Annotated in this window: 11 protein-coding genes; 4 read left to right on the top strand and 7 right to left on the bottom strand. The window is 69.5% G+C overall.

Features of this window, described 5'->3' with window-relative positions:
• Window positions 1–296 precede the first annotated feature (296 nt).
• The 4 genes from dmpG to ACZ4WS_RS20910 all read right to left on the bottom strand — a co-directional run bounded on the left by dmpG (window position 297) and on the right by ACZ4WS_RS20910 (window position 3954).
• Entirely contained in the window at window positions 297–1310 is a 1014-nt protein-coding gene (dmpG, locus tag ACZ4WS_RS20925; protein WP_467982424.1) for a 4-hydroxy-2-oxovalerate aldolase, read from the bottom strand.
• Window positions 1307–2254 (bottom strand): acetaldehyde dehydrogenase (acetylating), encoded by a 948-nt coding sequence (locus ACZ4WS_RS20920; protein ID WP_467982422.1) that lies wholly within the window; start codon window positions 2252–2254, stop codon window positions 1307–1309. The genes dmpG and ACZ4WS_RS20920 overlap by 4 nt, the downstream gene beginning before the upstream one ends.
• Window positions 2251–3099 carry a 2-keto-4-pentenoate hydratase gene (locus ACZ4WS_RS20915; protein ID WP_467982421.1) on the bottom strand — a complete coding sequence of 283 codons (849 nt, stop codon included), beginning with the start codon at window positions 3097–3099 and terminating at the stop codon, window positions 2251–2253. The genes ACZ4WS_RS20920 and ACZ4WS_RS20915 overlap by 4 nt, the downstream gene beginning before the upstream one ends.
• A 90-nt stretch (window positions 3100–3189) precedes the next feature.
• Entirely contained in the window at window positions 3190–3954 is a 765-nt protein-coding gene (locus tag ACZ4WS_RS20910) for an IclR family transcriptional regulator (protein WP_467982420.1), read from the bottom strand.
• A gap of 143 nt (window positions 3955–4097) precedes the next feature.
• On the opposite strand from ACZ4WS_RS20910, the gene ACZ4WS_RS20905 reads away from it, so the two are divergent.
• Window positions 4098–4847: an IclR family transcriptional regulator gene (locus tag ACZ4WS_RS20905; protein ID WP_467982417.1), complete on the top strand. Its 750-nt coding sequence runs from the start codon at window positions 4098–4100 to the stop codon at window positions 4845–4847.
• A 707-nt stretch (window positions 4848–5554) separates the two neighbouring features.
• On the opposite strand, the gene trhA is transcribed toward ACZ4WS_RS20905, so the two are convergent.
• Window positions 5555–6340 (bottom strand): PAQR family membrane homeostasis protein TrhA, encoded by a 786-nt coding sequence (gene trhA, locus ACZ4WS_RS20900; RefSeq protein WP_467982758.1) that lies wholly within the window; start codon window positions 6338–6340, stop codon window positions 5555–5557.
• Window positions 6341–6607: 267 nt separating this feature from the next.
• Between trhA and ACZ4WS_RS20895 the strand changes: the two genes are divergently transcribed.
• On the top strand, window positions 6608–7168 hold the full coding sequence (locus ACZ4WS_RS20895) for a hypothetical protein (protein WP_467982415.1): 561 nt from the start codon (window positions 6608–6610) through the stop codon (window positions 7166–7168).
• A gap of 447 nt (window positions 7169–7615) precedes the next feature.
• Here the strand turns inward: ACZ4WS_RS20895 and ACZ4WS_RS20890 are convergent, their stop codons facing one another.
• Complete coding sequence (locus ACZ4WS_RS20890; protein WP_008734837.1) at window positions 7616–7819, bottom strand: cold-shock protein; 204 nt, start codon at window positions 7817–7819, stop codon at window positions 7616–7618.
• Between the two features lie 242 nt (window positions 7820–8061).
• Entirely contained in the window at window positions 8062–8400 is a 339-nt protein-coding gene (locus tag ACZ4WS_RS20885; protein ID WP_467982412.1) for a helix-turn-helix domain-containing protein, read from the bottom strand.
• Between the two features lie 1392 nt (window positions 8401–9792).
• Here ACZ4WS_RS20885 and ACZ4WS_RS20880 point away from each other — a divergent pair.
• Window positions 9793–10188 carry an ATP-binding protein gene (locus ACZ4WS_RS20880; RefSeq protein WP_467982756.1) on the top strand — a complete coding sequence of 132 codons (396 nt, stop codon included), beginning with the start codon at window positions 9793–9795 and terminating at the stop codon, window positions 10186–10188.
• Between the two features lie 46 nt (window positions 10189–10234).
• Window positions 10235–10594: a hypothetical protein gene (locus tag ACZ4WS_RS20875; protein ID WP_467982409.1), complete on the top strand. Its 360-nt coding sequence runs from the start codon at window positions 10235–10237 to the stop codon at window positions 10592–10594.
• Window positions 10595–10701: the final 107 nt, after the last annotated feature.

The following is a 10701-nucleotide window of genomic DNA, read 5'->3' as shown; positions in this document are numbered from 1 at the left end:
GGGCCTCGCCTGTTTTGTGGGGGGGCTTGTTGGCGGGGGGGGGTTTGTTTTTGTTCTTTTTTTTTTTTTTTTCCTGTTTCGGGGGCGCCCGCCGGGGGGCCCCCCCCCCCCCCCAGCGCCAGGACCGAACTGCCCGCGCCTCGCCGGAAGAAGTCACCCAGCCGGCTCAGCTCGCGACGTTCCGGACGCGGCGCCGACGAGCGTCGTCCACCGGCACGCGACAAGCGGGTTGGGTCTGCGGACACGGGGGACGGCCCGGCCGCTGTCCGGGAATTGCCGTGCCGTCCCCCGTGGACTCAGCGGGACTCGGCCAGCCCCAGCGCCACGTCGACGATCATGTCTTCCTGGCCGCCGACGAGGCCGCGCTTACCGACCTCCACGAGGATGGTGCGCACGTCGACGCCGTAGCGCTCGGCCGCGGTCTCGGCGTGGCGCAGGAAGGAGCCGTAGACGCCGGCGTAGCCGAGGGTGAGGGTCTCGCGGTCGACGCGCACCGGGCGGTCCTGCAGCGGACGCACCAGGTCGTCGGCGGCGTCCTGGAGCCCGAACAGGTCGCAGCCGTGGGCCCAGCCGTTGAGGTCGGCCACGGCGATGAACGCCTCCAGCGGGGTGTTGCCCGCGCCCGCGCCCTGGCCCGCCAGCGAGGCGTCGACCCGGGTGACGCCCTCCTCCACCGCGATCATCGAGTTGGCGACCGAGAGGGAGAGGTTCTCGTGGGCATGGACACCGATCTCGGTCGCCGGGTCGAGGACGTCCCGGTAGGCGCGGATGCGGTCGCGGATGCCGTCCATCATCAGACGGCCGCCGGAGTCGGTGACGTAGACGCAGTGCGCGCCGTACGACTCCATGAGCCTGGCTTGCCCGGCGAGCGTCTTGGCATCGGCCATGTGGCTCATCATCAGGAAGCCGGACACGTCCATGCCCAGCTCGCGGGCGGTGGCGATGTGCTGCGCGGAGACGTCGGCCTCGGTGCAGTGGGTGGCCACACGCACCGAGCGGACGCCGAGCGCGTACGCCTGCTTGAGCTCCTCTATGGTGCCGATGCCGGGCAGCAGCAGCGTGGTGAGGCGGGCGTTCTTGATGTGGGCGGCGGCGGTCTCGATCCACTCCCAGTCGGTGTGGCTGCCCGGACCGTAGTTGAGGGAGCCGCCGGCGAGGCCGTCGCCGTGGGAGACCTCGATGCCGTCGACGCCTGCGGCGTCGAGCGCGGCCACGATCCGGCCGAGCTGCTCCGGCTCGATGCGGTGGCGGATGGCGTGCATGCCGTCCCGCAGGGTGACGTCCTGGATGAAGAGCCTGTCGACGGTCATGCGCCCGCTCCCTGAAGTTCGTTGCTGTGGGCGGCCATGGCCTCGGCCATGCGGACGGCCGCGCTGGTCATGATGTCGAGGTTGCCGGCGTAGGCCGGCAGGTAGTGGGCGGCGCCCTCGACCTCGAGGAAGACCGACACCTGGTGGGTGACCGGGTCCGAGGTGAGGGTGTGCACCGGCTGGTCGGCGGGGACCGGGGTGATCTGCACCTGTCGCTTGAGCCGGTAGCCGGGCACGTACGCCGACACCTGCTCGACCATCGCGGCGATGGAGGCGCGGATCTCCTCGTGTGTGTCCCTTTCCGGTGCGTTCACCAGGGCGAGCACGGTGTCCCGCATGATCAGCGGGGGCTCGGCCGGGTTGAGGATGATGACGGCCTTGCCGCGCCCCGCGCCGCCGACGCTCTCGATGGCGTGGCTCGTGGTCTCGGTGAATTCGTCGATGTTGGCGCGGGTACCGGGGCCTGCGCTCTTCGACGCGATGGACGCGACGATCTCCGCGTACGGCACCGGAGTCACCTGGGAGATCGCGGCGACGACCGGGATCGTGGCCTGACCGCCGCAGGTGACCATGTTGACGTTGTCCGCGGCGACGTGCTCGGTGAGGTTGACCGCGGGGATCACCATCGGGCCGATCGCGGCTGGTGTCAGGTCGATGAGCTGCTTGCCGTGCGGGGCGAGGACGGCGGCGTTGGCCACATGGGCCTTGGCGGACGTGGCATCGAAGACGATCTTGATGTCCTCGAAGCCGTCCATGCGGACCAGGCCCTCGACGCCCTCGGCCGTGACCGGGACGCCGAGCCGCTGGGCGCGGGCGAGCCCGTCGGAGGCGGGGTCGATGCCGACCATCGCGCCCACCTCCAGGGTGTCGGACAGGCGCAGCACCTTGATCATCAGGTCGGTGCCGATGTTGCCCGAGCCGATGATGGCCACCTTGGTCTTCATACGGAAGTTCCTTCGTCGGAGTCGGAGGGCGCGTCGCCCTCGGGGGACGCGGGGAAGCGGACGGAGACGGACCCGAGGCCGCTGATCTCGGCCGCGAACGCGTCACCGGGCTCGGCGACGACCATCGGGCCGAGGGCGCCGGAGAGCACGACCTGGCCCGCGCGCAGTGGGTCGCCGACCTCGCGTGCGGTCCGCGCCAGCCAGGCGAGCGCGGTCAGCGGGTCGCCGAGGCAGGCCGCGCCGTCACCGCTGGAGACGGTCTCGCTGCCCCGGGTGAGCGTCATGGCGGCGGTCACCGGCTCGAACTCGGCCATGGTCTTCGTCGCCGACCCGAGCACGTACAGGGCGCTGGAGCCGTTGTCGGCGACGGTGTCGCCGAAGGTGATGTCCCAGCCGGCGATTCGGCTGTCGACGATCTCCAGGGCCGGGACGGCGTACGCCACGGCGTCCCGGATCTGCTCCGCATCCAGGGGGCCCTCGGCGAGGTCCGCGCCGAGCACGAACGCGATCTCGGCCTCGACCTTCGGCTGGAGCAGCCGCCCGGCCGGCACCAGGGTGCCGTCGGCGACCTGCATGTCGTCGAAGAGGACACCGAAGTCAGGCTGGTCCACGCCGAGTTGGGCCTGGACGGCGGGCGAGGTGAGGCCGATCTTGCGTCCCGTGACGCGCGCGCCGGTCTCCACATGGTGTGCGGTGAGCAGCTCCTGGACGGCGTACGCCGCCTTCACGTCGTCGCTGCCGATCAGGTCGCGGACCGGGGAGCAGGGCACTCGGTCGGCGGCGGCTGCCAACAGGCGCTGAGCTGCCTTTGCTACGGCGTCGCTGCCACGGGGGGTCTCGTTCATGCCCTCAGCTTGGAGACTCGGGGCGCGCGGTGCCCAGGAAAAAGTTCCGCGAGACGGAACACGGGCCTGTCCGCCGGGCAACCCCGGGGGTCAGTGCCGCAGGAGTTCCTCGCGTCGGCCGAGGGTGGCGGTGATGCCGCCCGCCGCCGCCCGGATGCTGTTGGCGTGCCGGGCGGGCTGGAAGCGGTGCACGGGGCCTGTCACACTGACCGCGCCCAGGATCTCGTCCGACGGGCCGAAGATCCCGGACGCGACGCAGACGATGCCGACCGCCGACTCCTCGTACTCGAACGCGACGCCCTTCGCGGCGATGTCGGACAGCTGGCGCGTGAGGACGTCGACGTTGGTGATGGTCCGGGGGGCCCGGCGTTCCAGCGGTCCGCGCAGCACCGACTCACGGACATCGGCGGGCGCGTGGGCGAGGAGAACCTTGCCGAGGGCAGTGGAGTGCAGCGGCATGCGCCCGCCGAGCCGGGAGGGGGAGTCGGCCTGCTGGTGCCCGCCCATCTTCGCCACATAGACCACCTCGGCGCCCTCGCGGATGCCCAGGTGGACCAGTTCGTGCGTGCGCACGTACAGGTCCTCCAGGAACGGGGTCGCCACCTCCAGCAGGCCGCGCTCGACCGAGGCACGCATCCCCAGTTCGAAGACCAGGCTGGACAGACGGTAACGGCCCTCTACCCGGTCGAGCAGGCGCGCGGCCACCAGATCGCCGAGCGTGCGATGCAAAGTGCCCTTGGGCAGCCCGGTGCGACGCTGCAACTCGGCGAAGCCGAGGGTGGTGTCCTCGACGCTGAACGCCTGCAGCACGGCGAGTGCCTTGCTCAGCACACCACTCGGTGCGGCCTCGCCCACACCTGCCTCCGCTTCTTGCCGCCGCACGCGTCCCTGCAGGTCACGGCCTGCCCGCGTGATCCGATTCTACGGCGATCGGATCCCGCACCGCAGGGCGTGGGCGGAGGTGACAGGCTGTCATCGCGCGGCCGTAGACTGCCGGAATGAGTGACGATCAGGTGGCCTCGGGCACGCCGGGCACCAAGGCCGCCCGGGGCGTGACGGCGCAGGGCGGCGGCGCGCAGGGAAAGGCCGCCGGCTCCCAGACACTCGCCCGCGGCCTGCTGGCGCTGGAGGCGATCGCGGGTCAGCCTCAGGGCCTGACCGTGAACGAGGTGGCGCAGCGGCTCGACGTCCATCGCACCATCGCGTACCGCATCCTGGTCACGCTCGCCGAGTTCCGGCTGGTCGTGCGCAGCTCCGACGGCCGCTATCGCGCCGGCTCAGGCACGGTCACGCTGGCGCGCGGGTACGCGGCGGGCATCCGGGAGGCGGCGCTGCCCGTGCTGCGGCGCACCGCCGACGAGCTGGGCGCCACTGTCGCGCTGATCTCCGCGGAAGGCGACGAGGCCGTCGCCGTCGCGGTGGTCGAGCCGCAGACCGTCGACTACCACATCGCCTATCGCGTGGGCAGCCGCCACCCGATCGGTGTCGGCGCCGCTGGGCTCGCCCTCGCCGCGCTGCGTCTGCCCTCCCCGGGGGAGCCGGCCGCCGTGGCGGAGGTCAGGGAGCGGGGGTACGCCCGTACGTTCGGGCAGATCGAACCCGGGGCTTTCGGCGTCGCCGTGCCGCTGCACACCGCCGACCCTGCGCTGCACCTGTGCGTGAACCTGATCACCGCCCGAGAGGACGTGGTTGACGCGGCCGTGCCGGTGATGCGCGCGGTGGCCGAGGAGATCGCGGCGCTCGGCTGACATCCCGGCCACAGCGCCGCGGCGGCGGGTGGTCGCGCTGTGGCGAATGCCATCGAGTTGAGCGGCCAGGTGCCCACTTGACAGCTGCTGGAGTTCGGACGGCCGAGTCCTGCGGGCCCCGGCCTGCAGTTGGGGCATCTCCAGTCCGCCCAAAGCGGGAACAACTCACAACCCGACCCTGACACCGCATCAGAAGCAGCGTCACGTGAGCGTCAAGAGAACGCGCCCCATCCCCGACCGCGTCACCTCAGCAGCAGCCTCGACCAGAGGTCACGGCCAACGAAAACGCAGGTCGCCAGCCACTTCAGACGAAGGCGCGGGCGGTGACGACCTCGACCTGATGGTGATCTGGAAACAGGTCGGAGGTTCCCCCGAGATGCGGGGGAGGCTGAATTCGGCGCCTCAGACTTGGAAGGGCGCCTCGGGAGGAGTTCCGCAGCATGGCTGACCTGACTTCAGCAGAATCTACGACGCTGCCGATCGGCATTTCCGCGGCAACAGCATCCGGCGCGTGCCCTAGCCGCTCTGACGATCAGCGGCGTCGTTTTCGCACGTGTCAGCGTGAACACGTTCGCAGGCCAACTTGCAGGCCGGAGGGACGGACGGCTTTCGCGAGTGGCGCGATGCCTCGGCGCGGTCGCCCGGCCCGTCGCGGACCAGCGCGGCAACGCGTGTGACGAGCGGCGCGAGCCAGAACGTTGTCGCGGTCAGTAGGTGGCCAGGGAGATGGCGGTGTAGTGCGCGGTGAAGGCCGCCACGGTCAGCGCGTGGAAGACCTCGTGGAAGCCGAACCAGCGGGGTGCGGGGTCAGGGCGCTGGAGGGCGTAGACCACCGCGCCCGCGCTGTAGAGGAGACCGCCGACAACGATCAGGACGAGTACGGCTGCTCCGCCGGTATGCAGGAAGTCAGGCAGGTAGCGCACCGGTGCCCACCCCAAGGCCAGGTAACACGGGGTGTACAGCCAGCGTGGAGCTCCGACCCACAGGACCCGGAACGCGATGCCGGCCAACGCGCCCGCCCACACGATCCACAGCAGCACGGACCGCTGGTCCGGCGGGAGGAGGAACACGGCCAGGGGGGTGCAGGTGCCGGCGATGATCAGGAAGATGTTGGCGTGGTCGAGACGTCGCAGAAGAGCCTCGCCGAGCGGCCCCCAGGTGCCGCGGTGGTAGATGGCGCTCGTTGCGAACAGCAGCCAGGCGGTGACCGAATACACGGCGCAGGCCAGGACCCCCTGCGGAGTACGGGCCAGGCAGATGAGTACGACGCCTGCGATCAGTGCGGCGGGGACCATTCCGGCATGGAGCCAGCCACGCAACCTCGGCTTGATCGGTTCGGCCAGGTCCGCCGCCCGCTCCACCAGAGCAGCAATCGAGTGAGCCTTCTCCCTCGCATCGCCATCTTGTGATCCGCAGGGCAGCCCGTCTTCACGGCGCTCTCCACGCGCTGCGGCGACGTGACTACATTCGACGTCAGCGGCGTCGCGGGACACAGCTTCCCGTCCTCCCTCGGACTCCTGGGCGTCACTGGCAACCATGCGGTCATGCTAGGAGACCTCACCCGGACAGCATGATGGGAGGCCGGTCCCGAACCCCAGGCCCAGTCGCCGAGCACGGGCTATTCCGCCAGCGTGTGAACTCCGGACCCGGTGATCCGGCCGCCAATTGGGCCTGCCGAAGCCGAGTAGATCGGCTGGTCATGGGAACAATCAGGGCTCCCGAACGGGCATCTCCGCTCGCCTACGCGAGAAGGATCGCCGATGCTTCCTGAGGCCCACCCCCACGTATCCGCCCCCTCGCACACCAGCTGGAACACCGATTGGGCTTGGCTTCGCATCTCGAAGCAAGGCCATCTCGATGTGGAGCGCGTCGCCGGCATCGCAGTCGTCGCAGCTGCCCACTCCGATGGCTATGCGGCCACCGGAAATCTCCTCGGGCTGCTGGCCGCACCGCTTGCCCCCTCCAAGGCAGGAGAACGCTTCTGGTCGGAGCTGTGGAGGTCTTCGGGCACCGCGTACCTGCTACCCGTCAACATCAAGGCTCTGGTGCTGCGTTCCCTGCCAGGAGAAGGAACCTCACTGGCCCGACAGATCCTCTCGGCCGTCGATGAGATTACCCCGCCCCAGCGCGTCGCGGCAGGGGAGGTGATCGGTCAGGCCCTCGCCGAGTCCGACCATTTTCCCGACCTCAAGACACAGGTCATCGGAGAACTGTGGCTCCGAGATCTCGAGTTCACCGCCTGGCGCGTGCTGCATGCAGACCGCAGGTCGGACGATTCGGCTGGACGGAAAGCCTTCCTCGACGCCTGGACTACCGCCTGAACGTCTGCTCCTCCAGGCAGCCGCGTAGGGCATGCGGCGCCCGAGCCCGGCACGTGGCGCGCAGACCCGGCCTCGTATCCCTACTCATCCGGCTCGGTGCTCCTGGACCTTCCGAGCAACCCTGGTCGCCGACGAACTGCGCGCCAGCGACCAGGACCGTAGTAGCCCGACCCATCAGCAACTTGTACGGTGAGGCGACCGAGCCCGGGACAACGCTTGAAGCGACCGAGTTCAGGAAGTTTTCGGCCGAGGTCGCGCCGCCCCGGATGCACCTCAAGAGATCAGGGCCGCGCAGCAATTGCTGCGCGGCCCTGACCCTGTGCACCACAAGTCCTGTCGACGCCCGGCACGAGAGCGGGTCCCCTTGTCCGGCTGAAAGCACGGCCCGCACGGGCTGTGGCAGTCACCGGATGCGGCGTGCGCGATCCCTCGGGCAAGGCTGCGAGGTCAGGCCGGGTTGATGTTCTCGGCCTGCGGGCCCTTCTGGCCCTGGGTGACGTCGAACGTCACGATCTGGCCCTCCTGGAGCTCACGAAAGCCCGAGGAGTTAATCGCGGAGTAGTGCGCGAAGACATCGGGGCCGCCCCCGTCCTGGGCGATGAAGCCGAAGCCCTTCTCCGCGTTGAACCACTTCACGGTTCCCGTAGCCATAGTCATGCCTTCCAGTCGATGAACGCCTCCCACTCCATGTGGAAGGCGGAGGTGATCGCCCTGGTTCCTGCGGCACAGCACAGCGAAACGCCCACGCTAAAAGCGTGGGCAAAGGGGAACTCCGAACCACGACAGCTGACGCAGACGCTACACGCCCGCACACCATGTCACCACAGGAACGATCACGCCGCGCACCGGGACCGTGCGTGGGGCGCCCGCCGATACCGGCGGGCACTCCCATCTCACGCCGTGGCCGGGGGGTTGGGCGATTCGGCGGCGCGGCGGTGTTCGGCGTTGATGCGCTGGGCTTCTTCGAGCTGGTCTTCGAGGATGACGATGCGGCAGGCAGCCTCGATGGGGGTGCCTTGGTCGACGAGTTCCCGGGCGCGGGCCGCGATGCGCAGCTGGTAACGGGAGTAGCGGCGGTGGCCACCCTCCGAGCGGAGCGGGGTGATCAGCCGGGCCTCACCGATGGCGCGGAGGAAGTTGGGGGTGGTGCCGAGCATCTCGGCAGCTCGACCCATGGTATAGGCGGGGTAATCGTCGTCGTCGAGACGGCCGAAGGAATCGCCTGCTGTCATCTCACCTCTCTGTGGAACGCGTGGAGGGGCCCTGGTGCCGTACTGGCACCAGGGCCCCGAAGGAACTACACCATCTGCCGGCCCTAGTGCTGCGCCGACCTATTTGCTCCGCAGGCCCACCCGGGAGAGGGCGGGGAATGCGGGGATCGCGGATGCGTGACCGGAGACCACCTACCTATCGATGTCCTGCGGTACCCGGGCTCAAGCCTTCCGCCCGGGCGATCCTGATGGCGCTGAACTCCTCCGTTCTTCCCTCTGAACCAATCATTTACCAAACGGGTACTGCGTACTGCTTGCACTGCTGATACTGCGAACTGCTGGTGGCCTCGCGCAGCGCCACCCTTCGGCAGCCAGCCCCGTCGCCCGTCCTGCGTCTGCTCTGGCTTGGAACCCCACTGCCGAACTTCCCGGCACGCGCGCCCGCAGCCGACGCCTTTACCGAGGAACCACTGACTGCACTGCTGGTACCGACAACCGCAACAGCTGAACTGCCACTGCGTTAGCTGCGGTCCTGCTCACGGCGGCCCCTGATCACTGCGGGCCACCCGGTCCGGTCGTCAGTCCCGTCACCGTCCTGCGACAACCCTGGCTTCGGAACTCCACCACCGCACCGTCCTGCGAACTGCGTGTACTGCTGCCCGGCAGTTCATCTCTGCCGGGCCTTGCTCGATCTCGGCTACGAGAGAAACCATAACCACACCACCGTTCAATGTCTACTCCAGCGGGCATAGATTTCCGGCGCTCGAAGATGAGGTAACCCGCCTCAACCGGTCCATGGATGGTCGGAGCAGCCCCGAGGCCCAGGTCCGGCGCCCGGAGTGACCCACAGCCGCGCAGCCCGTCGGGCTTCCCGTGACGCCGCCGACTGCGCCGTTGCTACCGTCGGCGGGTACCAGCCACCACTGGGCACCCCATATTTCCGGCCGTAACACCCGACAGGCCGGCCGATGACAGGCGTAGCACGAAGGCCCGGCCTTGACGATCCCGGCCCGACGACCGAGCAGCAGTTCGTGGAAGCCGTGCACGCCGGTGCCGGTGCCGCAATCCGCAGACTGGCGCTCCTGCTGCCGCCCTCAGCGCCTCGACGAGGATCTGCTTCATCGGCCCGCGGTAACTCTCTGCGCCCTCGCCCGGCTGCCCGTGCGCGCCCGACCGGTAGCGCCGCCTCGGATGGGCCGCCTGCTCGAACCGGCGCGGGCCCCCGACTCGAGCGGGCCGTGGGCGGGCACCGTGACCCGAGCGCACGGCAGCGTGCCGCCACGCGTCGACTATGGCCGTCAGCTTCTCCGGCAAGCACTGCGGCTCTGCCGGGTTGGCGGGTGGAGGAGCGGGGCACAGAGGTCGGGTAGGCAGAGGCCGGGCATGGACGATCCAGAGACCAGGGTGACCGTGATGAACATGATGGCCGTCAACGCCACAGCCGTCTGTTCCACGACAGCCGTTGCCGACGCGCGAGATGAGGCACGGGCCTTCCTCCAAGGTTTGCGCGGCAGCCGGCCGTGGCCCCCGGAAGTCGCAGACACCGTGGTCTTGGTCGTGTCCGAGCTCGTCACCAACGCCCTGCGCCACGGCGGGGGCACCTGCACACTGCAACTGACTGCGTACCCCGGCACCATCGAGGTGGCCGTCCACGACCCCAGCCGGCATGCGCCGCGCATACGCACCCCTGACCTGAACGGCGGCGCCGGGGGGTTCGGCTGGCCCACGGTCAACCGTCTCGCCCGCGCCACCGCGGTCACCCGCCGGGCCTCCGGCGGCAAGACCGTGAGCGCCCGTCTTGCCCGGTAGCGCCACCGCTCAAGCAGCCGGATGGCCGGTAAATATAATCGGCCCCATGTCGAAGCCTGACGAGCTGCTCGTTGACGTCGCCGCCCTGGTGGAGTCCGGGCAGAGCAACCAGATGTCCCTGACCGTGGTCACCGGTGGCGCTGTCATCACTGGTCGGCTGGCTCCCGAAGCCGTGTGGAGGCAGAGGGTGTCGGATGTGCTGACGGATTCGGACCGCTTGGGCGAGTTCTCCGCCGTCTTCGACGCCCCCGCGAAGAAGGACGGGCCGCCTGAGCATCTTCACTTCCATGTCGCCCGGATCCTGCAGGGCACGGTGGGGATCCCGGAGACGGGCGGGATGTACCGGGTTGCGATCGAGGACGTCAGCGCCTGGACCGTGGGTGACTTCAGCTATTCCGACCGCTGAGCAAGCACTGCGACGGGAACCCGTTGCAAGCAGTGTGGGGGGGGGGGGGGGGGGGGGGGGGGGGGGCGGGAGGGGGGGGGGGGGGGGGTTGGGTTTTCTGCCTTTTT

This window comes from Streptomyces sp. NPDC029292 (genome assembly GCF_055569295.1).
This window is presented reverse-complemented; position numbering and strand designations above follow the sequence as displayed.